At 63.8% G+C, this 22,948-nt stretch carries 13 protein-coding genes and 4 pseudogenes; 13 read left to right on the forward strand and 4 right to left on the reverse strand.

The genetic code is table 11. The annotated features are described in order from the left end of the window. Positions 1–37: 37 nt before the first annotated feature. A pseudogene (locus tag J8I82_RS29600) lies at positions 38–5,552 on the reverse strand (trifunctional serine/threonine-protein kinase/ATP-binding protein/sensor histidine kinase). Between the two features lie 356 nt (positions 5,553–5,908). Here J8I82_RS29600 and J8I82_RS29605 point away from each other — a divergent pair. The 6 genes and pseudogenes from J8I82_RS29605 to J8I82_RS29630 all read left to right on the forward strand — a co-directional run bounded on the left by J8I82_RS29605 (position 5,909) and on the right by J8I82_RS29630 (position 12,876). After that, positions 5,909–6,346, forward strand: a complete 438-nt coding sequence (locus J8I82_RS29605) for a MarR family winged helix-turn-helix transcriptional regulator (RefSeq protein WP_209763021.1) — start codon at positions 5,909–5,911, stop codon at positions 6,344–6,346. Positions 6,347–6,385: 39 nt separating this feature from the next. Continuing rightward, positions 6,386–7,882: an efflux transporter outer membrane subunit gene (locus J8I82_RS29610; RefSeq protein ID WP_209762971.1), complete on the forward strand. Its 1,497-nt coding sequence runs from the start codon at positions 6,386–6,388 to the stop codon at positions 7,880–7,882. 32 nt (positions 7,883–7,914) lie between these two features. Beyond that, positions 7,915–9,237 (forward strand): annotated as a pseudogene (locus tag J8I82_RS29615) (EmrA/EmrK family multidrug efflux transporter periplasmic adaptor subunit). Positions 9,238–9,307: 70 nt separating this feature from the next. Continuing rightward, a complete protein-coding gene (locus J8I82_RS29620; RefSeq protein ID WP_209762973.1) occupies positions 9,308–10,870 on the forward strand; it encodes a DHA2 family efflux MFS transporter permease subunit in 1,563 nt (520 codons plus the stop codon). Between the two features lie 105 nt (positions 10,871–10,975). Beyond that, positions 10,976–11,631, forward strand: a pseudogene (locus tag J8I82_RS29625) (tyrosine-type recombinase/integrase); the annotation flags it as partial. Positions 11,632–11,937: 306 nt separating this feature from the next. Next, positions 11,938–12,876: a GSU2403 family nucleotidyltransferase fold protein gene (locus J8I82_RS29630; RefSeq protein ID WP_209763023.1), complete on the forward strand. Its 939-nt coding sequence runs from the start codon at positions 11,938–11,940 to the stop codon at positions 12,874–12,876. 245 nt (positions 12,877–13,121) lie between these two features. Here J8I82_RS29630 and J8I82_RS29635 read toward each other — a convergent pair whose 3' ends face one another. Then, positions 13,122–13,358 carry a helix-turn-helix domain-containing protein gene (locus J8I82_RS29635; protein ID WP_245180257.1) on the reverse strand — a complete coding sequence of 79 codons (237 nt, stop codon included), beginning with the start codon at positions 13,356–13,358 and terminating at the stop codon, positions 13,122–13,124. 153 nt (positions 13,359–13,511) lie between these two features. Beyond that, entirely contained in the window at positions 13,512–14,378 is an 867-nt protein-coding gene (locus tag J8I82_RS29640) for a LysR substrate-binding domain-containing protein (RefSeq protein WP_209762977.1), read from the reverse strand. A 124-nt stretch (positions 14,379–14,502) separates the two neighbouring features. Between J8I82_RS29640 and J8I82_RS29645 the strand changes: the two genes are divergently transcribed. The 5 genes and pseudogenes from J8I82_RS29645 to J8I82_RS29665 all read left to right on the forward strand — a co-directional run. Beyond that, positions 14,503–15,090, forward strand: a complete 588-nt coding sequence (locus J8I82_RS29645) for a cysteine dioxygenase family protein (protein WP_209762979.1) — start codon at positions 14,503–14,505, stop codon at positions 15,088–15,090. A 108-nt stretch (positions 15,091–15,198) separates the two neighbouring features. After that, on the forward strand, positions 15,199–16,809 hold the full coding sequence (locus J8I82_RS29650) for a rhodanese-like domain-containing protein (RefSeq protein ID WP_209762980.1): 1,611 nt from the start codon (positions 15,199–15,201) through the stop codon (positions 16,807–16,809). 48 nt (positions 16,810–16,857) lie between these two features. Next, a complete protein-coding gene (locus J8I82_RS29655; RefSeq protein WP_209762982.1) occupies positions 16,858–17,853 on the forward strand; it encodes a Bug family tripartite tricarboxylate transporter substrate binding protein in 996 nt (331 codons plus the stop codon). A gap of 56 nt (positions 17,854–17,909) precedes the next feature. After that, positions 17,910–19,124 carry a cystathionine beta-lyase gene (metC, locus tag J8I82_RS29660; protein WP_209762984.1) on the forward strand — a complete coding sequence of 405 codons (1,215 nt, stop codon included), beginning with the start codon at positions 17,910–17,912 and terminating at the stop codon, positions 19,122–19,124. A gap of 112 nt (positions 19,125–19,236) precedes the next feature. Beyond that, positions 19,237–19,506, forward strand: a pseudogene (locus J8I82_RS29665) (Asp-tRNA(Asn)/Glu-tRNA(Gln) amidotransferase GatCAB subunit C); the annotation flags it as partial. Here J8I82_RS29665 and J8I82_RS29670 read toward each other — a convergent pair. Continuing rightward, positions 19,478–20,359, reverse strand: coding sequence for a LysR family transcriptional regulator (locus J8I82_RS29670; RefSeq protein ID WP_209762986.1), 882 nt, complete (start codon positions 20,357–20,359; stop codon positions 19,478–19,480). The pseudogene J8I82_RS29665 and the gene J8I82_RS29670 sit on opposite strands and share 29 nt — an antisense overlap. Positions 20,360–20,477: 118 nt before the next feature. Here J8I82_RS29670 and J8I82_RS29675 point away from each other — a divergent pair, with 118 nt between their 5' ends. Then, the gene (locus tag J8I82_RS29675) at positions 20,478–21,911 is read left to right on the forward strand and encodes an amidase (RefSeq protein WP_209762988.1); all 1,434 of its coding nucleotides are present in this window, start codon (positions 20,478–20,480) and stop codon (positions 21,909–21,911) included. Continuing rightward, entirely contained in the window at positions 21,908–22,903 is a 996-nt protein-coding gene (locus J8I82_RS29680) for a tripartite tricarboxylate transporter substrate-binding protein (RefSeq protein WP_245180258.1), read from the forward strand. Before J8I82_RS29675 ends, J8I82_RS29680 begins: the two co-directional genes overlap by 4 nt. The last annotated feature ends 45 nt before the right edge of the window (positions 22,904–22,948 follow it).

Genomic DNA, 22,948 nt, shown 5'->3' on the forward strand with positions numbered 1-22,948 from the left:
CGGGTGGCAGCCACAAGAAAGGTCCTCGCGCCACGTATCACGCTGAATCAGCTGAAGGGGCGGGCAGCGTGAATTGAAAGATCGCACCGCGGGGCACGTTCGCGCTCGCCCACAAGCGGCCCTCGTGTGCCTCGATGATCGAACGGCAGATTGACAGCCCCAACCCCAAGCCGGTGGACTTGGTGGTGTGGAAGGGGGAAAAAATGCTCTCAGCGTTGTGCGGGTCAAAGCCTGGCCCCGAATCGCTCACGGCCACGAGCACGCATCCAGCGTCGTCTTTCTCCGTACTGATCAGCAATTCTCGCACACCGTCGCTGACTCCGCTCATAGCCTCCATCGCGTTGATGAACAAGTTGAGGAGGACTTGTTGCAATTGAACCCGATCTCCTTGAATGAGCGGTAATCTGTCCGCCAAATGCGTCTGCACCGAAGTGCCGTGCTTCCGTGCTTCACCACGGGTGAGCTCAATCACTTCGCGGATGGCCTTGTTGATGTCCAACGGTTCCTTCCGTGGAGGCGCCTTCTTGACCAGTTCACGGATGCGGCCGATGACGTCTCCCGCCCGATTGGCATCCTTGATGATACGGCCAAGCACCTGCCCGACCTCGTCGACGTTAGGAGGCTGGGCGCTCAGCCACAGCAGCGCAGCCTGCGCATTGGTCACCGTCGCGGCGATCGGCTGTTTGACTTCGTGAGCGATCGAGGCCGTAAGCTGCCCCATGGTTGCGACGCGGTTTGCGTGTGCCAATTCCGTCTGTACCTCGCGATAGCGTCGCTCGCTCTCACGGACGTTTTCCTCCGCCTGCCTGCGCTCGGTCAGATCGAGCACGAAAGCGACACCCTCCTTCCGGCTTGCTTCGAACGTGGCCGCACCGACCAAGACGGGCACGCGGCTGCCGTCCTTCTTGACGAACTCTTTCTCGAAGGGCTGCGCGCGCCCCGTCTCCCAGAGCGCTCGTAGCGCTCGTTCGTCGCCCTCGCGCCATTCCGGCGGTGTCAGATCCCTCCAGCGTATGCAACCTGCACCCAGATCGTCGCGCACGTATCCCACCATGCGAAGAAATGCGTCATTGGCCTCGAGAATGTCACCCTCGACATTCCAGACGACGATCCCGATGATGTTGGCGTCGACGAGGCGCCGGATCTTCGCTTCGCGTTCCTCGAGTTTCCGGTACAGATGGGCATTTTCCAGCGCGATTGCGGCCTGCGAGGCCACCAGCCGCAGTACGGCAATACGGGCGGGGGTGAACACGCGGGTAGTAAGATTGTTTTCGAGGTAGAGCGCGCCAGTGAGCTTCGCCTGATTCATCAACGGCAAGCAGAGAATGGAACGAGCATGATGCTTACCAATATAAAAATCTGCAGCAAACGAGGGATCGGTCGCGGCATCGTCGAGGATGACGCTCTCCCGGGTCCGCAGGACGTAATAGAGGATGGACTCCGGCAGCACCGCCGCAGTCACGGGCTCGTCGTCCAAATGCACAACGATAGTCTCGCCCTCCGTCGTCGCTTCCGCCGCTACCCGTTGTTCGCCGCCGTCCGCAAGAATCAACAAACCTCGTTCGGCGCCGGCCTGTTCAATCGCCGTACGCATGACCATCTCGATCAGCTTTTCCAGGACGATGTCACCCGAGACCGTCTGCGACACCTTGATCACGGTTGTGAGATCGAGATGTTCGACCGGCGTTGCGATCGTGCCGGTTAAGCGGGGCGCAGACTCTTCCGTTCGAAGGTGTGAATACATCTGCTCGAGTTGCCGCACCTTTCCGTCGGCTCGCCAACGTAGGTAGCAATAGCGAGCGTTGTGCAAATAAGTCTCGGCGATGACCTCGAATTCGCGCGCCGCGTAGAATCGCGCGGCGAGTTCGTTGGCAAGCGCCTCGATCTGCACAAAGCCGTTTACGCATGCCGTGCGGATGGCTTGTTCGTAAAGGCGCATCGCATCAAGCTCGCGGCCTTCGATCCGGGCAATCTCCGCACCCACCAACGCGGCGCGGTTTTCGAAATTCTCCGGGCAATTCTCCGCCCAGATCTTCAGTTGCCGGTGATGCGTAGCCAAGGCATCCAGATGCTGCTGTCGCTCGTGGGGTGGCGCAGAGTCGCAGCAGGCGGCGTGGGACAGCGCGCCGTAGAAGTGGTATTCGGCTTCCTCGAAGAACGAGGCTGTGCTCCAGAGCAGCCCGTGCGCCTTCGCTGCGGCGTCAATTGCCGTCGCATAGTCGCCGGCGATATAGCGCGCCTGCAGTTTCCGAGTCCAGTACCAACACGCTGCGAGCGCCAAGTCCGGATTTTCTGTGAAACGGCGCTCGATCCGCAGTTCATCAAACTGGCTGTCGTCAAGGCAACCAAATTTGAGGGTGAGCCCCCGGAGCGTCCGGATCAGCTCAAGCTGGGCTGTGATAATGTCAATGGCAAGGCCGAACCGGGCCTTCTCCGTAAACGCGAGGCCGTGTTCGGCTTCGCTTTGCGCCTCGTACAGCGGCTCACCAGCGAAGAGTTGGACCGATACGCGATTGGTGCACGCGAAGGCTCCGTACATGAGGTCTCCGATCCGGTTCGCCGCTTCGAAAGCGCGGCGCTGCGGATCCCGGCAAGCCCCCACGTGCTTCATCCAAGGCACGACAAAGAGCGCGAAGCAAACCAGGGTTCTCGCCTCGAGGCGCTTTAGACCACGCTGTTCAACGAGATCGTAGCCTAGTTGGCCGAAGCGGAATCCGGCCTTGTAGTCGCCGAAATGCGGTCCGGCGATTCGGATGAGAATGACATAGGCGAAACAGGAAGCATCGCAGTTGCCGCGCTCGAGGCTCAGACTCACCGCCTTGCAAATCGTCAGGGAAGCCAGATTCTCATCGGTATACAGGGCCGGCGTCCAAAGCTTCATCAGAACGTCGACGGTTGCCAGGGACGCCGGGTCCTCCATCAGCGGAAAATCGATAATAGCTTCGATTGCCCGCTCCCCAAGCGCTGACCAAATGCGCTCGTATTCGCGTCGCACTTCTTCGGCTTTCGGATGGGGTGACCACTCGATACCGAAATGCCGGAGGCAACTGAGGCCGACGACAATGGCGCGGCTGCTCTGATCGAGAACCAGGCAAACATCCATGTGCAAGCACGCGACAATTGCTTGTTCGACCGTTGTCGTGGCATGCCTGGACAATGCCGCCAAGCGCTCGTCCGCGACCGATAGCTGGCCGGTCAGAAATTCGCATTCGGCGCGGTTCAGCTCCAGCGCGAAGACTATTTCGTGCTGGCGGTCCCAGCTATCCTCCGCCAATAGCGCCACGCCGATATTGAGATAGTTAAGCGCCGAGGCGTACGCGGTGGACCCCTTGGCACGCTTTCCCGCAATCAGGTTAAGCTCGGCGAGTTGGTCCCGTTCCACTTGCTGCGTGATCAGCGCAGCGCTGCGGTTGAGCTGATTGACGATCTCGAAGATCGCCTCCTCCCGCTTCTCGGCGGGCGTTCGCGCGACGAGCAGCCGACCGATCCGGAGATGAATCTCCGCGCGCATGGCATGCGGGACCAGCGAGTAGGCGGCTTCGTGGACGCGGTCATGAATAAACTTGTAAGCGCCCTCCAGGCGCTCGACCAGTCCCTGACGGACGGCCTCCCAAAGCACCGTATGGACCTGCTTCTCCCCAATCGCGAGAACAGTCGACAATATCTTAATCTCGGCGATATTTCCCAGGCAAGCGAACTGCTGCAACGCCAGTTGTGTTTCGACTGGCAATCGGCTTAGTTTGCCAACCATCAGATCCACGACATTATCGGTGTAACCCTTGGCGTAAATGCGATCGAGATCCCAGGCCCAGCACATCGCGTCATGATCGAAGTGGAACAAGCCCTCTTCGGCGAGCGAGTTGAGAAACTGAATCACGAAGAACGGATTGCCGGCGGTCTTCTCATACACCAGCTGCGCCAGCGGCGCGACGTGCGTCGGTTGGCAACAAACCGAATCCGCAGTCAACTGCACGACGTGTTCACGGGCAAGCCGTGCAAGCGCGATCTCCTCTACCTTCCCGCCAGCGTTCTTGATGTCCTGCAGCTTGCGCACCAACGGATGCGTGGCATCGACTTCATTATCCCGATAGGCGCCGATCACCATCAGGTGCTGCAGGTCCGACCGTGTCAGCAGATCTTCCAGCAAGTCGAGCGTCGCCGCGTCTAGCCATTGAAGGTCATCGAGGAAGAGAGCCAGCGGATGTTCCGGCCGGGCGAAAACACCAATGAATCGGCGAATCACGAGCTGAAACCGGCTTTGCGCCTGCTGCGGCTCAAGCTCCGGCACCGGCGGCTGGTCACCCGTGATGAGCTTCAGTTCGGGGATGAGGTCGGTCATGAGCCGCGCATTCGGCTCCAAGGCCTCCAGCAAGGCGCCGCGCCAGCTCGCCAGTTCGATGTCCCGCTTGCCAAGCAGCGGCCGCACCAGGCTCTGGAAAGCTTGCACCAGGGTCGAATAGGGAATGTCGCGCTTGTACTGGTCGAACTTGCCGGATGCAAAGAGCCCTCGCGGCGGCACCAGCATCTTATGCAACTCATTTACGACAGAGGTTTTCCCGATGCCGGAATACCCCGAAACCAGCACAAGTTCCGGTGCGCCGCTTGTGACCACTCGGTCGAAAGCTGTGAGCAACGTATCCACCTCGCGCTCCCGGCCGTACAGCTTCTCGGGGATCACCAGCCGGTCGGGCATGTCGCGGTCAGCCAGCGGGAACTCATCGATCTGGCGATCGCGCTCCCAGCCCGCGAGGCAGCGTCGCAGATCCTGCTCAGCGCCAGCCGCGGTCTGGTAGCGCTCGTCGGCCGTCTTGGCGAGCAGTTTCATGACGATGTGGGAGAGTGGAGCCGGTACCAGCGTCAAGCGCTCGCTGGGCGGCATCGGCTTTCGGGCGATATGGCAGTGAACCCATTCCATCGGGTCAGCCGCCAAAAAGGGCAGCGCGCCAGTGAGCATCTGGTAGAGCACGACGCCGAGCGAATACAGGTCGGTGCGCGAATCGATGGAGCGATTCATCCGCCCAGTCTGTTCGGGCGCCATGTAGGCGAGCGTGCCGGCAATGGTTTCCGGCGGCTCGGGCGGCTGGTGCTCGCGCGGCAGCCGCGAGGCGATGCCGAAGCCGGTGAGCCGCACCCGCCCGTCGGTGCAGTTCACGAAAATATGGGCGGGCTTGAGGTCCTTATGGATGAGGCCGCGCTGATGAAGTTGGCCCAACGCAGCCGCGACGCCGGCGGCGACGCGCAAGACATGTCCCGTCTCCATGGGCGCGCCGAGCTGCGAGTCCAGCGGCTCGCCGCCCGGATCTTCGAGCACCAGAAAGGGCCGGCCGTCTTCGCGCAAAAGCTCCAGCGGGCGCACCGCCCAGGGCGCTATCGAGCTCATCCTTCAGTCCGAATTCGTGAGCGAGGCGATCGAGACTGGCGGACGACGGATAGTCAGCGGCTGGCCGCACAATCAGAACATTGTCACTGCCGCCATTGCCCAGGCGCCGACCTCGACAGAAGACGCGCTCGCCGTCCTCCCACAAGACTTGAAGGCTTTGGCTGTTACCCATCGGCGCTAACTATGTGAAGGGTTTATCTTGCACTGTGCTGACTGCCGGCGCTGGGTTAAGAGGACGCAACATTCGGGCGCAAGAACCAGACGCGATTGCGCTCAGAAAGCGGTTAACAATGCGGCGTTTCCGCAGCATTAGCTTTTGAGCGTCTTCCTAGAATACACCTCGGTTACCACAGCGCCATCGGGATTGTGCTGGCCCGTCCGCAGTGAGGGGCCAGCCTAGCTTGACAGTCCTAGCGCGCCACCAAGGCCGAGCGATGACAACCAGATGAACAGGTTAGGCGATCCGCTGGACTTGCATTTATCTGACAGATCAATTACTGTGATATCAATCAAATGATGAGCCTTGCCGTGGATCACTATTCGAAGGAAAACTTTCGCATCACAGATAGCGTCGGGTTTTTCCTCAACCGTGCCCGCAACACGTTGCTGATGGAGATGGACGCGGCATTGAAAGACCTGGACATCACTGGCCAGCAAATGGGGATCCTGCTGTCACTCACGCAGGGCGTGGCCGCCACCCCATTCGAACTGAGCAAACTGCTCGGAATCGACACGGGATTGATGACCCGCATGCTGGACAAGCTGGAAACCAAGGGCCTGCTGTCGCGTAGCCGCAGCCTCGACGACCGTCGTGTGGTCAACCTGGCACTGACCCGCAAGGGCCAGGACGTCGCCGAGCGCGCTCCAGAAGTGGCGCCTAAGGTACTCAATAGGCGCCTCAGGCACTTTAGCAAGGAAGAGTTTGCAGAGTTCTGCCGCTTACTCGCCAAATTCGCTGACGCCTGAGCGCGTCTTTTTTTACCCAGATACCTGACTAGTCAGATAATGCAAACTCAGAAATCCTGGCGGACACGCCGCTTCGCCGGGCCCACCGCCTCCATACTGGTGGCGGCAGTGCTGGCCGGCTGTGCCAACTATGCCGGCATCAAGAGCGACAAGCACATCGCCGACGCCAACAGCTACGCCACCACGCAGAGCATTCCCGCCGAGCAGGGCCGCTGGCCTTCTGTCGACTGGGCCGACCAGTTTGGCGATGCGCAACTCAAGACGCTGATCGGCGAAGCCCTGCAGGGCAGTCCTTCGCTCGAAAAAGCCCAGGCACGGGTGGCCGCTGCCACCGCATTCAGCGAAGGTGCCAGTGCTAATACGCTACCGCAGGTGGGTGCCGGTTATTCGGCGACGCGCCAGCGTTTTTCGGAAAGCACGATGATTCCGCCGCCTTTCGCCGGTTCCTGGCAATCCGAACACAAGGCGTTCATCAACGCGTCGTATGAGCTGGACCTGTGGGGCAAGAATCGTGAGGCTCTCAAGTCAGCCGTATCGGCGATGCATGCCAGCGAGGCGGAGTCGGAGCAGGTAAAGCTCACGCTCAGCAGCGCGATTGCCCGCGCCTACAATGAGCTGGCACGCCTTTACGCACTGCATGGCATCACGCGGGACGAGGTAAAGCAGCGCGGCGAAGTGCTGCGCGTGACCAACGGCCGCGTCAGCGCTGGGCTGGACACTGAAGTAGAGATGCGCACCGCGGAAGCCAACCTGGCCGCCAGCGAAGTTGCCCTGTCCGCGCTCGACGGCAACATCCAGCGCACGCGCTACCAGCTCGGCGCACTGCTCGGACAAGGGCCGGACCGCGGCCTGGCGATTGCCCGCCCCGCCCTGGGCGCAGGCGACGAAGTCCGCCTGCCCGACAACCTGCCGGCCGACCTGATCTCGCGCCGGCCCGACATTGTGGCCGCGCGCTGGCGCGTCGACGCGCATCTGCACGACATCAAGGTCGCCAAGGCCGAGTTCTACCCCGACATCAACCTGGGCGCCATGATCGGGCTCGATGCTTTCGGCTGGGGCCGCTTCCTGCGCGCGGCAAGTCGTACAGCATCGGCGGGCGCGGCGATTCACCTGCCGATCTTCGATGGCGGCGCATTGCGCGCTCAGCTCAAGGGCCGCTACGCCGAGTTCGATTTCGCCGTGGCGAACTACAACGAAACGCTGGTCAATGCCTTGACGGACGTCGCTACGCAGCTCGCGGACATTCGCGCCATCGACACCCAGATCTCCAACGCCGCGCGAAGCGACACTGCCGCGCAACGCGCCCTGGCCCTCGCCCTGGCCCAATACAAGGCAGGCCTGACCACGCAGCTGACCGTCCTGAATGCGCAGACCAACGCCCTGCGCAGTAGCCAGTTGGTAGCGGATCTGCGCATGACCCGCCGCGACCGGCAGATCGCCCTGGCCGCCGCGCTCGGCGGTGGCTATACGGATACCTCAGCGGATACCTCTGCGGACACCTCCGCCCCGATCAAGCAAGCGGCTCTTGTCCGCTAAATCGCACGCAACGCACACGAACACGTAACGCCATGAACGAAACAACCAGGATCGCTCCCGCAACTGAACAGCCCGGCACACAAGTTGCCGCCCAGGCACAGCCCGGCAAGAAGAACATCCGCAAACGCCTGCTCCTCTTGCTCGGCCTTGCCTCGGCGCTGGCAGCTGCCGGCTATGGAGCGTACTACTATACGGTCGCGCGCTTCCACGAGGAAACCGATGATGCTTACGTCAATGGCAACCTGGTCCAACTCACGCCACAGGTAAGCGGCACCGTGGTCGCGGTCAACGCCGACGACACGCAAATCGTCAAGGCAGGTGAACCGGTGGTGATGCTCGACCCTGCCGATGCCAACGTTGCGCTGGCCAATGCCGAGGCCGCACTGGGCCAGACCGTGCGCCAGGTCAGCGCGATCTATGTCAACAACAACGTCCTCGCGGCCGCGGTACAGCAGCGACAGACGGACCTGGCCCGCGCCAGGGACGATCTGCGTCGCCGCGCCGAAGTGGCCGCGACCGGCGCCGTGTCCGCGGAAGATGTGGCCCACGCCCGCGATGCGGTCAAGGCTGCGGAAGCCGCGCTCGAAACCGCGCGCCAGCAACTCGCTTCCAACCACGCACTGACCGACCAGGCCAGCGTTGCCGACCATCCCAGCGTGCTCTCCGCGGCGGCCAAGGTGCGAGAGGCCTACCTGGCCAACGCCCGCAATACGCTTCCCGCCCCGGTCACCGGCTATGTCGCGCGGCGTTCGGTACAGGTCGGGCAGCGCGTGGCGCCCGGCAATTCGCTGATGGCGATCGTGCCGCTAGAGGGCGTCTGGGTCGATGCGAACTTCAAGGAAGTCCAGCTCAAGCACATCCGCATCGGCCAGCCGGTCGAGCTGCATGCCGACCTGTAGGGCGGCAAGGTAACTTACCACGGCAAGGTCGTCGGTCTCTCCGCTGGCACCGGCAGCGCCTTTTCGGCCCTTCCGGCACAGAACGCTACCGGCAACTGGATCAAGGTCGTGCAGCGCCTGCCTGTGCGCATCCAGCTCGATCCGGCCGAACTGCGCGCCCACCCGCTGCAGATCGGCCTGTCCATGCAGGTCGACGTGCAGACGCGCGACGAAGGCGGCTCACGCCTTGCAGACGTCGGCGCAATGCCGTACCGCACGAGTTACCGGACCGATGTATTCCGGCGCCACGGCGAAGAAGCCGATCGCGAAATCCAACGGATCATTGCGCAGAACCGCAACGGCGTAAGCAATCCGGCACCGGTAGGGGAAAACGTGGCCCGGCAGGGCAATCAAGTCCGGCAAAAGCCATCGTTCGCGCAGCGCGACGCCCGCGCGGCCGGAGCTGGCGGCAGTTGAGCGGGCCGGTCGACCAGCGCCCTGTCTCGTCCATTTACCTGACAGATCAGATTCCCTGCCGGAGCAACTCATGTCATCCCAAACCCAGACTTCTCTCGTGCCAGTCCCGCTTACCGGCGGCAAGCTGGTAATGGGAAGCTTCGCCGTGGCCCTGGCCACCTTCATGAACGTGCTGGACTCCTCGATCGCCAACGTCGCGATCCCGACGATTTCCGGCAGCCTCGGTGTATCGGTCCACGAAGGCACCTGGGTCATCACCTTGTTTGCTGCCGCTAACGCCGTGGCTATCCCGCTGACCGGTTGGCTGACCCAGCGCGTGGGCCAGGTCAGGCTCTTTGTCGGATCCCTCTTGCTGTTCGTGCTGTCGTCGTGGCTGTGCGGCATTGCGCCCAACCTGACCACGCTGCTGGCTGCGCGCATCCTGCAGGGCGCTGTGGCTGGCCCGCTGATCCCTCTCTCGCAATCGATCCTGCTGTCGTCGTTCCCCAAGGAGAAGAGCGCCACCGCCCTCGCACTGTGGGCCCTGACCGCCACCGTCGGCCCCATCGCTGGACCGGCCCTCGGTGGCTGGATGACCGACAGCTACTCATGGTCATGGATTTTCTACATCAATGTGCCAGTTGGCTTGTTCGCCGCCGCCGTCACCTGGGCGATCTACCGCGACCGAGAGACGCCCACGCACAAACTGCCCATCGACGTGGTTGGCCTGGCTTCGCTCATCACATGGGTGGCAGCGCTGCAGATCATGCTCGACAAGGGCAAGGACCTGGATTGGTTCAGTTCGCCAGTCATCACCACCCTCGCCATCGTCGCCCTGCTCAGCTTTATCTTCTTCACCATCTGGGAGCTGACTGAACCGAATCCGATCGTCGACCTGCGCCTGTTCAAGGGCCGCAACTTCCTGGCCGGCACCATCGCAATCTCGGTGGCCTTCGCCATCTTCTTCGCCAACCTCGTTGTGCTGCCTCAGTGGATGCAGCAGTATCTGGCTTACCCCGCCGTCAACGCCGGGCTGGCGACCGCCCCGCTGGGCATCTTTGCCGTGCTGCTGGCGCCGGTCATTGGCAAGATTCTGCCGAAGTCGGATCTGCGTGTGCTTGCCACCTTGGCCTTCGTCGGCTTCGCGGTTGTGTTCTTCATGCGTTCGCACTACACCACCGGCGTGGACACCTACACGCTGGTGTTGCCAACCCTGTTGCAGGGCATTCCAATGGCGCTCTTCTTCGTCCCGCTGACGGCGATCATCCTGTCCGGCCAGGCGCCAGAGAAAATTCCTGCCGCCGCCGGCCTGTCAAACTTCGTCCGGGTATTCTGCGGCGCCGTGGGCACGTCGCTGGTGACTACCGCCTGGAATGACCGCACCGTACTGCATCACGCCCGCCTGGTTGAACGAGCCAGTCCGAACAATCCCGTGTATTCTGCCGCGCTCGATTCGATCCAGTCGACATTGGGCTTCACCCCGGAGCAAGCCGTCGCCTACTTCGAGCGCAGCCTGAATCTGCAAGCCGTCATGCTCGGCCTGAACGACATCTTCTGGATTTCAGGTGTGATCTTCGTCGCGATCGTGCCGCTGATCTGGTTCACCAGGCCAGCCAGGGGACACTCGTCCAATGCCGCGGTCGCGGCCCACTGAGGGCACCGGGGCAACCAGCCAGAGGCTCTGGCGAGAGCGTGCAAAATCTATGGCCCTCCCCATTCTTGCAACCCTGATCTTCGATGGCGAGGTGAACGTGTCTAAATCAACACGGCGTTGCTGTGGGGCTACCTCGCTGGCAACGCTCGTGCGCGTGCACCGCCGGTGCCAACCCGCGCAGGCGCGCATCACGCGCTACCTGAGCCGCGAGCCGTGGGACGCGGTCAAAGACGCCGTCGCGGCGATGCCAGAGTCGACCGACACCGGGCACCGCGCACGAACGGCTGCATGCGGGCGCGATGCCCAAGGCGTCGAGCGCTGGTGGCTCGAGGTCACCGGCAAGGGCAACAAGACCCGGCTGGTGCCCGCGACCGACGAGCTGATTGCCGAGCTGGCGCGCTACCGCCGCGCCCATGGGCTGGCGCCGACGCCGCAACCTGGGGAGACCCGCCCCTTGCTGCTGCCGGTGATCGGTAAGGAGAACCGTGAACGAGGTCTGTCGCGCGGCGCGCTGGCGGCCGCGCGCCTGCGCGCGCGAGCCGCAGTGGGAAGCGCAGGCCGCGGTGCTCGCCAGTGCCTCGGCCCACTGGCTGCGCCACACCGCCGGCTCGCACATGACCGACCGACAAGTCGACCTGCGCTTTGTGCGGGACAACTTTGGGCATTCGTCGATCTCGACGAGCAGCGGCTACCTGCACAGCGAGGAGGATGCGCGGCACCGAGCCACGCAGGAGCGGCATCGCATCAGTTGGGGCTCACAAAGAGGAAGGCCTCTAATTCAAGCCGCATCCCGGTCGCTCTGGTCGAGACAGCGCCGATCCGAGCAGCGGCACAGCCGATGCCATCGCCTTTTGGAGGGCACCCGACGCGTTGCCACGTGGGCCCACCGCGCGGATGACTGCTGCTGCCACAGGAAAGCGCGCACTATCGGGCGCCCTTCTATCGGCTGCTGTAGCCGGCGCGCTTCGTCGGGCGGTTCGGCCCGCCAGAGATGCTCGGGGCCGGTATGGCGCACAGATATGAGTTTCAGTATAAAATTGGAATATTGCTCTTTTATACTGAAACTCATGGATCCGTGGATCGAGTTGGATGAGGATGCGCTGCGACAGTATATCGACGCCAAGGCAGTGTTCGAAGCGTGGGAATCCGCGCGTGCCAAGGCCGCAGAGGTTCGCGGCGGCATGCTCTGGCGAACCACGAAAGGCCGCGAGTACCTGATTCGCACCGGCGTGGACAACAAACAGAAGAGCCTCGGGGTGCGTTCGGAAACGACCGAGGACATGTACTCGCGATTCAACGCGCGTAAGGAAGCTGCCGAGGCCCGACTCAAGACGCTCGCAGAGGAGCTCGACCGGCACCGGCGGCTGAACCGAGCGATCCGCGTTGGCCGGGCTCCGGACATCCTCGTGGCCATCCTTCAGGTGATGACTCGGCTCAATATCGCCGAGCATTTCATCGTCATCGGGACGCACGCACTCTATGCGTATGAAGCCGCGGCCGGAGTTCGCCTGCAGGAACGCGCCCTCGCAACTCGCGACGTCGATCTTCTGTGGGATACGCGCAAACGCCTTCAGTTTGCTTCCCGAATGAAGAACCTGGATCTCTCCATGCTGGATGTACTACGCAAGGTAGATAGCACGTTCGAGATTCGGGATGATCAACTTTTTACGGCAGTGAACGCAAAGGGCTTCGAGGTGGACATCCTGCGTCGCGAGGCTGCCGATCTTGACCCCCACCCTCTCCAACTGACCGACGATGAAGACGACCTCTGGGCAGTCCAGGCGCGACGCGAAAATGTTCTGTTGGGGGCACCTTCATTCTCTGCGCCCATCGTTTCCGTGACCGGAAGGATGGCGCGAATGACGACGATCAGTCCAGCCGCGTTCGTCGACTTCAAGCGCTGGATGGCGTCGACCGCAGAGCGCGATCCGCTCAAGATTTCTCGCGACAGGCTGCAGGCATCGATCGTGGAAGAACTGGCCAACCGCTTCCGGCTCGGTGTTTAGCGAGCCTGCTTTGCTGATGGGTTTTAACCGATTGCAAACGCCACCGCGGTTCTCATGGAGCTGCGCAGTGATCTACGGCTGCAGCCATCCGAATTGGTGCCCCGCCGGCGTGCGCGACGCGCTGGTCACCGTTGATGGCTGTGTCGCCTGGTTGGCCCAAGCACAGGCTTCAGACGCGACTCAATAGCCAGGCCGATAGCAAGTCAACAGGCGCCTCCGCGCCGGATCCGCATGTTGTTGCATGTCTACTCTTCCACCAGAACTTTCCGTTCCCTAGCCGCATTCTTGTCCATCTTGGCCGCATGCACCGCTGCTTGTTCGAGCAGCGCTGCGTGCGCCTTCGGCACGACCAGCATCGTCAAACCCAGTCCATCCATCACGCGCAGCGCGTGCTCCAGATTGACGCCCTTGCCGTTCTCCAGCTTGGACAGCATACCGACGGAAACCCCGCAATGATTAGCCGCCTGGTCAATGGGCAGCATCCCTTCTCCTGCCCGGGTTGCTCGAAGGCGGTCGAGAATGAACCTCCGCACCCTCAAGGTAACCTTTCATATATCCATCCGAGATCTTCTTCGTTTGCCACCGGCGCCTATCACGTTACGATGGCGCCTTCTAAAGAACGCTTCGCGGGATGGTCAAGCGCTGACCAGTCCGCGCTGCAGCGCCGTTTTGAGCATTGAAAAGACATGTCGCGCCACCGGATTGACCGCATTGGGCCGCGCCCACAGGTAGTACGTGACATCGGGCAGGCGCGGCAGGCCATCGTTCTCGCCAAGGACGCGCATGTCCGAAGTCAGCAGGTCAATGCTGCGCGCGGTGATACCCAGCCCGCCACGCAGGGCCGCCTTGATGCCGATCAGGCTCGGCGCCAGATAGGCGATGCGCCACGGCACGCCGGCCTGCGTCAGTGCTTCCAGCGACAACTTGCGGAACAAGCTCGGCTCGTCGGCCAGGATCAGTGGCACCGGTGCGCCGCGCTCGTAGATAAAGTCTGCCGCGCAGACCCAGATGGTGGGCGTGGTGCGCAGCACGATGCCGTCCAGCGTGGCATCCTCGCGCGTGGAGACGGTCAGGTCGATCTCGCCGCGGCGCAGTGCTTCCATCAGGAAGGGGCTGCGACCAACATGGATCTCCAGCCGCAGCGCCGGCGAGGCCCTGGCAATATGCGAGAGCAACACCGGCAGGATGGTATCCGCCACGTCGTGCGGCGCGCCGATCCGCACCGACCCCGTCAGGTCCCCTTCACGCAGCACGCGCAGGGCCTCGTCGTTGAGCGTCAGCAGTTGGCGCGCATATTCGACCAGCTTCTTCCCGTGCCGCGTCAGCTGCTTGGCGCGGCCGTGCCGCTCGAACAGCGTCAGGCCCAACTGCTCCTCCAGCCGCTGCATCTGTTGCGTCACGGCCGACTGAGTACGCTGAACCATGTCGGCCGCGGCGCCGAACGTTTCATGGTCCGCAATCGCGACCAAGGTGCGGAGCAGGTCTAGATCCAGATTACGCATTCATTAGATTGGCTAATGGATTTTCGTGAGGCATTAAGTGGTTTTCAGGGCGGGTGTTCATTACAGTGAAACCAGAGGCACCTTTTACCCTTCAAAAACAGAGATTGCAAGGATCGACCACACCATGTCCATCGCACAAGAACGCCAGGCAGCAGTAGGAGACACCATCCAATACATTAGGAACCTCATAGCGAAAGACGGTGTCACCCGCGCTGCACTCGCCGATGTCCTGAGCAAGGTGGAACATTTGGCCGCCCGCGCCGAGCTGTGGAACGAAACCGATTACCCGCCGCCGGAGGCCGGCGAGCGGCAGGCGCGCTACCTGATCGCCGAGGACGCCGACCAGACCTACGCGCTGTACCTGAACGTCATGCGACCCGGCAAGCGCATTCCCCCGCACAACCACACCACCTGGGCCTGCGTGGCCGGCGTAAGCGGCATCGAGGTCAATGACGTCTACGTGCGCACCGACGATGGCAGCCAGCCGGGCGTGGGCACACTGGAACACTCGCAAACCGTGGAAGTCGGCCCGCGCCGCGGCATTGCCCTGCTACCCGACGACATCCACTCCGTGGAAATCCGTGGCGACGACGTCATCCGTCACCTGCATATGTACGGCCGTTCGCTGGAAACGCTGACCGAGCGCCTGGCGTTCGACCTGGAAACCGGGCGCTGCCAGGTCATGAGCGTGGGCGTACAGACGCGCCGCTGACCCCCGCCTGAGCCGCCCCGGGCGGCCCAACGCCGCCTCCCCCCTGAAAAAATTGCCGCTTAACTCCTCCCCTCACCGGGAGGACGGCCCCCTATTGCCCGGATTTCCATGACCAACCCTTCCTACACCGCCGTCGACGCTGTCACGCTGAAAGGCTGGCTGCACGATGCCGGCGAGATCGCACTGTTCGATGTGCGCGAGCACGGCCAGTATGGCGAAGGCCACCCGTTCTACGCCGTGCCGCTGCCGTATAGCCGGCTCGAGCTTGACGTCGGCCGTCTGGCGCCTCGCACCGATGCGCGCGTCGTGCTGGCCGATGATGGCGATGGTGTCGCGCCCGCCGCGGCTACCGCCCTGGCGCGCCTGGGCTACTCGCAGGTCTTCGTGCTCGATGGGGGCATGCCCGCGTGGCAGGCGGCCGGCTACACGCTGTTTGCCGGCGTCAACGTTCCCTCCAAGACGTTTGGCGAACTCGCCGAGCACCACTACAACACGCCGCGCGTGTCCGCCAGTGAACTCGCGGCCATGCTGACCAGCCCAGACGCACCGGTGGTGCTGGATGGCCGCCCCGCCGGCGAATTCCGCAAGATGAATATTCCGGGCGCGATCTGCTGCCCCAACGGCGAACTGGCCTATCGCCTGCGCGACCTGGTGCCCGATACCGGGACGCCGATCGTCATCAACTGCGCGGGTCGCACCCGCAGCATTATCGGCGCGCAGTCGCTGATCAATTTCGGCGTAGCCAATCCCGTCTACGCGCTCGAGAACGGCACGCAGGGTTGGTACCTGAATGACTTGCGGCTTGAGCACGGCGGCACCGCCCGCTACCCGGACAACACATCGCCGCGTGGTCTCGATGCCGCGCGCGACGCGGCGCAGGCGCTGGCCGCCCGCTTCGACGTGCCCCACATTCCGCCGGCGCAGGCCGCGTCCTGGCTGGCCGACGACACCCGCACCACGTTCCTGTGCGACGTGCGCACCGCCGAGGAGTTTGCCGCGCTGACGCTCCCCGGTGCGCAGCACACGCCCGGCGGCCAACTGATGCAGGCCACCGACCAATATGTCGGCGTGCGCCGCGCACGACTGGTGCTGTTCGACGCCGATGGCGTGCGCGCGCCCGTCGTGGCCAGCTGGCTGCGGCAGATGGGCCATGACGCCGTGGTGCTCGAAGGCGGCCTGCAAGCCGGCTTGTCTGGCGTGAAGGCAGCGCGCGGCCCGCATGCCGACGTTACGGCCCCATCCACCGTCACCGCTGCGCAACTGGCCGCCGGCCTTCGCGACAGGTCGATGCTTGCGCTCGACCTGCGCGGCAGCATGGCCTTCCGCGCCGGGCATATCGCCGACAGCCGCTGGTCGGTCCGCCCGCGCCTGGCGCAGGACCTGGCCGGTGTTCCCCATGACACCACCGTCGTGCTGGTCAGCGACAGTGGTGATGGCGATCCCGCCGGACTCGCCGTCAGTGACCTGCGCGCGCTGGGCTTTAGCGACGTGCGCCGGCTGCACGGCGGCCTGGCCGCGTGGCAAACCGAAGGTCGCGCGATGGCCGAAGGCGCGGACGCGCTGCCTGACGCGCGCTGCATCGATTTCCTGTTCTTCGTGCACGACCGCCACGACGGCAACAAGGCCGCGGCACGGCAATACCTGGCCTGGGAGACCGGCCTGGTCGCCCAGCTCGATGCCCAAGAGCTGGCGACGTTCCGTTTCCCGCCCGCCGCCTGATCCGAGTCCTCCCTTTCATCCTGCCCCTACAAGAACGAGGTCGCCCCCATGTCACGCATTCCGCAGTTCCTGGCCGCAGCACTCTCCCTTGTCACGCTCGGCGCAGCAAGCACCGCCCCCGCGCAACCGCTGGCGCCGGTCAACGGCTTTCCGTCGCAACCGCTACGGATCGTCTCGCCATTCCCCGCCGGAGGCGGCAATGACGCCGTGACACGCGTCGTGGCCACGCGCCTGCCTCAGGTGCTGGGCCAGACTGCGGTGACGGACAACCGCGGCGGCGCCGGCGGCAATATCGGCACGCGTTTCGTGGCGGAGTCCAAAGCGGATGGCTATACGGTGCTGACCTCGCAGGTCTCGGTGATGGCAGTCAACCCGACGCTGTATCGTTCGCCGGGCTTCGACCCCGTCAAGCAGTTCGTGCCCGTCACGCAGATCAACGCCGCGCCGCTGGCCATCGTGGTGTCGGCCAACGCCCCCTGGAAGACCTTCGCCGAGCTGGCCACGCAGGCCAAGGCACAGCCGCAGAAGATCACCTATGCGACGCCCGGCAACGGCACGCTGTCGCACCTGGTAGGCGTGGTGCTGGACAAGGACAGCAGCGTGTCGCTCCAGCACGTGCCGTACAAGGGCGCGGGCCCCGCCATCAATGACCTGCTCGGCGGACAGGTGGATGTGCTGATCACGTCGACCTCGTCCGTGGCGGGCTTTATCCAGTCGGGCCGCATGCGTGCCCTGGCCGTGACCAGCCCGCGCCGGCTGGGTGTGTTCGCCAAGGTGCCCACGCTGGAAGAGCTTGGCTATCGTAATGCGCGCTTTGAAGACTGGTATGGCTTCTTTGTGCCGGCCGGCACGGCCCCGGAACGTGTGGCGCTGCTGAACCGCGCCATCGTGCAGGTCCTGCAGATGCCCGAGGTGGTCAAGCAGATCAACGACGCTGGCAGCGACGTGGTAGCCAGCAGCCCTGATGTCTTCGCCGCCCAACTCAGGCAGGACATCTCGCGCTGGTCCCAGATCGTAAAGTTGTCTGGCGCCCATGTCGACTGAGCAAGGCACGGCCCTTGCAATCACCACACACCAACGCAGCCCAGCACAGGTCAGACATGACGCATTCGCTCCCTACCCGCCTGGCGCACGCCGGCCGCACGCCCGGCGTGCCGGGTGGCCAGCCGGTAAACCCGCCAGTGGTGCGCGCCAGCACCGTGTTGTTCGAATCTGTGGCTCAGCAGCGCGAGATGCGTACGCACCGCAACAGCGAGCGACTGTTCACATACGGTGCGCGCGGCAACCCGACCAGCTTCGCGCTCGAAGACATGGTGACGATGCTGGAGGGCGGCTACCGCACACGCCTCTTTCCCACGGGGCTGGCCGCGGCTGCTATGACCCTGCTCGCCTACGTGCGTCCGGGCCAGCACGTGCTGCTGCCCGACTGCGTGTATGAGCCTGTGCGCAACCTGGCCGATGGATTCCTGCGCCAGCATGGCATCGCCACCGATTTCTACGCGGCCGACGGTTCGGGCCTGGCCGCACGGCTGCGCCCCGAGACGCGGCTTGTGTACGTGGAAGCGCCGGGCTCGCTCGCCTATGAGATGTGCGATTTGCCCGCTATCGCGGCTCTGGCGCACGCACACGGTGCGCTGGTGGCGGCGGACAACACCTGGGGATCGGGACTGCTGTACCGGCCGCTGGAGCTTGGTGCTGACATCTCGCTGATGGCCGCGACAAAGTACCTGAGCGGTCATTCGGACGTAATGATGGGCACGGTGTGCACCACCGAAGCCGTGTGGCAACAGCTGTCTGCCGTGGCCGACGCTTTCGGCATGACGGTCAGCCCCGATGACGCTTACCTGGTGCAGCGAGGGATCCGTTCGCTGGGCGCTCGGCTCGCGCAGCATCAGGAAGGGGCTCTCGCCGTGGCGAACTGGCTGCGAGAACGACCAGAAGTGGCGCAGGTGTTCTGCCCCGCGCTCTCGGACGATCCGCATCACGCCCTCTGGCGGCGCGATTGCCACGGCACCAACGGCCTGCTGTCGTTCACCTTGCGCACGCCGGCGCCGGTGGCCGCCGAGCGCTTCGTCGACAGCCTGCAACTGTTCGGCATCGGCGCATCATGGGGCGGCTTTGAAAGCCTGGCCATGCTGGCCGACATGCGCCGCGCGCGCAGCGTCACCGACTGGTCCGGCCATGGCACGGTGATCCGCCTGCATATCGGGCTGGAAGGCGTGGCCGATCTGCTGGCCGATCTCGAACAGGCCTTTGCCGCCATTGCCCAAATCGACGAGCGCGAACTGGAGTCCGTCCATGTCCCTCATCAGTGACTGGCTGCGCCAGAAGGAAGGTCCCCCGCACCAGCGCCAACCCGCCGTTAGGCTCCGATGGCCTACGGCATAGCCGTGACATTGCCCCCAGCTCGCCCCGTGGTGCGCGTTCACGGCCATCGTGGGAAACGGACGGCTGGTTCGGTGCGAGCCGTTCGCGGCCGATCCAGATCCCTCGCCGCTGCTCAATTCGGTGGTGCCGATGGTGTATTCGCCCACTCGCATCCCGACGCAGATAGTGCAGCGCGGCTGGCTCGGCAAACGCGAGGCCTCCGACGGTCATGCGCGCGGCTGCGATGACTTCTTCACGGTACCTTGTATTGGGACGTCGGATCTGACGCCGGTGCAAAGCGTCATCGGAGTGCGTGCCGCGCCGCTGTGATGAAGGGCTCGATAAAAGGGCTTTCCAGATCACTGCGCCGGCAGACGGCCACCTCGAACGCTTCTGCAGCGTCCCTAAGCTTTCGGAACACGACACCCGGAGGTCGCCCAACTTCCGCGCATGCGGGCACGATCGCGTACCCCTCGCCTGCAAGCACCAGTGCCAGGGCCGCGTGAACGGTTTCCACCCGTTCGACGATCTGCATGGTCACCTGGTGCCGCCGTAGCAGCGCGGCAACCATCGAAGTGTCTGCGCCGTCTTTCAGGGTGGGCAGCGCAATCAGTCTCTGTCCCTGCAGCCGCGCCACCGGTACTGACGCAAGCCGTGCGAGAGGTGCGCGTGCAGGCAAGGCCAGCCTAAGCGGTTGCATGCCCACGATCGTCGTGGTCACGTCAGGACGCTGAATCGGTGGCATGCACAAGCCAAGGGTTACCTTGTGGTCGACGATGTGCGCTTCATATGTCGCTGTGCTCATCTCGACGAACTGCAGTTCGACGTCCGGGAGCGAGCGGCGCAACTGCGGCACGAGCTTCGGCAGTACAGCGTAGCCGAGAGAAAACATGTAGCCGACAGACAGCCGCCCACGCCGCCCGGACGCTACGGCGCGTGCCGCCTCGAACCCCTCGTTGGCCAACGCCAGGGCTTCGCGCGCGCGTGCGAAGAGCGCACTGCCCGCGTCGGTCAGTCGCATTCCGGTGGATTCGCGCACAAAGAGCGCCGTGCCGAGTTGCGTCTCGAGGTTGCGAATCTGGACAGACAGCGGCGGTTGCGCCATATGCAGGCGCTCTGCGGCCTTGCCCACGCTCTGTGCCTCCGCCACAGCAACGAAATAACGCAGGCTCTTAAGGTCCATTGGTCATACGATTTCGATATGGGCTGATTGTGAAGGGGTATTTGACCGGGTGGAGCGGTGGGTGTCAACTTGGATTCGTTGCCGGTCACTTGAGCCGGAATCTCTCAGGGAGTTTCGGATGAATGAGGAACTTTGCTTTTTGCCCGCTGTGCGGCTTCGCGAAGCGATAAATTCTCGCGAGGTTTCCCCCGTCGAAGTGACGCGTGCCGTGTTGGACCGTGCCACCCGGCTTCAGTCGACACTCAATTGCTTTATCACGCTCTGCCCGGACGAGGCCATGCGCGAGGCCCGAGCCGCCGAGCAAGCGCTCATGCGCGGGGAGCCGGCTGGTTTGCTGCACGGCATTCCTTACGCCTGCAAGGACCTGGTGAACACGCGGGGCGTGCGTACGACCTTCGGCTCGCTGCTGTTCGCGGACAATGTTCCGACCGAGGACGCGGTCGCCGTCGCCCGACTACGCAACCAGGGCGCCATCCTCATCGGGAAAACGACCACATCGGAATTCGGCGCAAAGTGCCTTACCGATGCACCGCTGTTTGGGCGCACGCGCAACGCCTGGCACCCTGACCGCACCAGCGGTGGGTCCAGCGGCGGCGCGGCGGTGGCGGTAGCGGCCGGCCTCGCGCCGATCGGCATCGCCACGGACGGCGGCGGCTCCACCCGCATTCCGGCTGCCTGCAATGGTGTCGTAGGCCTGAAGCAAAGCATCGGGCTGGTGCCGCATTCTCAGGTGGAGGATGTCTTCGGCAACCTCACCTACGTCACGCCGATTTCGCGCACGGTGGCCGACACTGCCTTGATGCTCCAGGCAATGGCCGGCGAAGACGCGTCGGACCCGTGGTCTGCCGGCGTGCGCGCAACCGATTACCTCGGTGCAATGCGCACTGTCACTGACCTGCGGCGTAAGCGGATTCTGTTTGCCAGTGCGCCGCCAGGCCGGCCGCTTGCAGCCGATGTGATTGCGTGCTTTGGGTCTGCCCTGGAGCGACTGCAGGAGCTAGGGGCGGAGCTCGCGGAAATGCCTGGTTCGGGTTTCAACATCGAGCCGCTGTGGCGCACCATCAACCACACGGTATGGCGAGCGCGCTTCGGTCAGATCGCACAGGAGCAGCCTGAGCGGCTCAGCCCTTCGCTGTTGCAACAGCTGGCCCTTGCCACGGACTACAGCGCGGTCGACTACCAGCGGGCCAACTTCGAACGCACCCGGCTATTCCGGCACGTGCAGGCGCTGCTTCGTGACCACGACTTCATCGCAGTGCCCACCATTGCGCGCACCGCGCTGCCGATTGAGCAGGACCTGTTCGGGCAGATCGAGATTGACGGCCGGCTGTACGACGAGGTGCGATCCAACTGGTTTCCCTGGACCATGCCGTTCAACCTGACCGGCCACCCCGCCATCACCCTGCCCTGCGGTTTCGGACGTGACGGGATGCCCATCGGGTTGCAGCTGGTGGGGCGCCTGCGCGGGGAGTCCGAGCTGCTCGGCGCGGCTGCGCTGCTTGAGGCCTCGCTGAAGCTCTTGTCCCGATGGCCAGATGTGGAGGTGTCATGATGAAATCGATACGTCATTTGCTTGCGCTTGTCGCGGTGGCCGTGCTTGCAGCGAACCCAGCCTGCGCGCAATCCCCGGCAGCGACGGGAAGCGCGACGACGCCCTTGCGCCTTGTTGTCGGCTTCCCGCCCGGGGGGGCACTGGACACGCTCGCGCGCGCGCTGGCCGACCAACTGCGACTGGCTGGCATGGGCACGGTGATCGTGGAAAACAGGCCGGGCGCATCGACCCGTATCTCCATCGACGCCGTCAAGCGGTCGCAGCCCGACGGCAGGACTGTGCTGCTTTCATCGAATGCGCCGATGGTCATCTTCCCGATGACCTACCGGCGGCTTGACTACGACGTCGATCGCGACTTCATTGCCGTGGCGCAGCTTGCCGAAGTCCCCACGGTGATATCGGCGGGCGCGGATCGCCCCTACAAGACGCTGCGGGAATACGTGAATTGGGTCCGTGCCAATCCTTCGCAGGGCAGTATCGGCCTCACCTCGTTGGGCGGGACACTGCATTTCGCGATCCTCGGCATGGGTCGAACCGTAGGCGTAGCGCTCAGGCCGGTGGCCTACAAAGGTGGCGCGCCGCTCGTAACGGACCTCGTGGGCGGACACGTCCCGTTAGCCACCGACGCCCTGGCCAGCCAGCTGGAGCTTTATCGCGCAGGAAAGATTCGCATCTTGGCCGTGTCCGGCACCCATCGAAACCCGGCCCTTCCCGATGTGCCGACCGCGCGCGAGGAAGGCATCGATGCATTCGATCATGCCAATGCAACGTATAGCGCCTTCGTGCCTGCAGGGACGCCGCCGGAGGCGGTGCAACGGTTGGAGCGGGCGTTCGTTGCTGCCATGCAGAAGCCGCAGATGAAAGTCTTGTTGTCGCGCGTCGGGCTGGAAGCGACCGGTCTGCCTGGCGCGACCGTGACCCGCACGCTGCACGCCGAGCGCGAGTTCTGGCGCCCGCTTGTCCAGGCATCGGGGTTCCGCAACGAGGACTGAATTGGCCTCGGGCAGACCATCAACAGTAAAAACATTAGCAAGGAG

This window comes from Cupriavidus consociatus (assembly GCF_017814975.1).
Lineage (GTDB): Bacteria > Pseudomonadota > Gammaproteobacteria > Burkholderiales > Burkholderiaceae > Cupriavidus > Cupriavidus consociatus.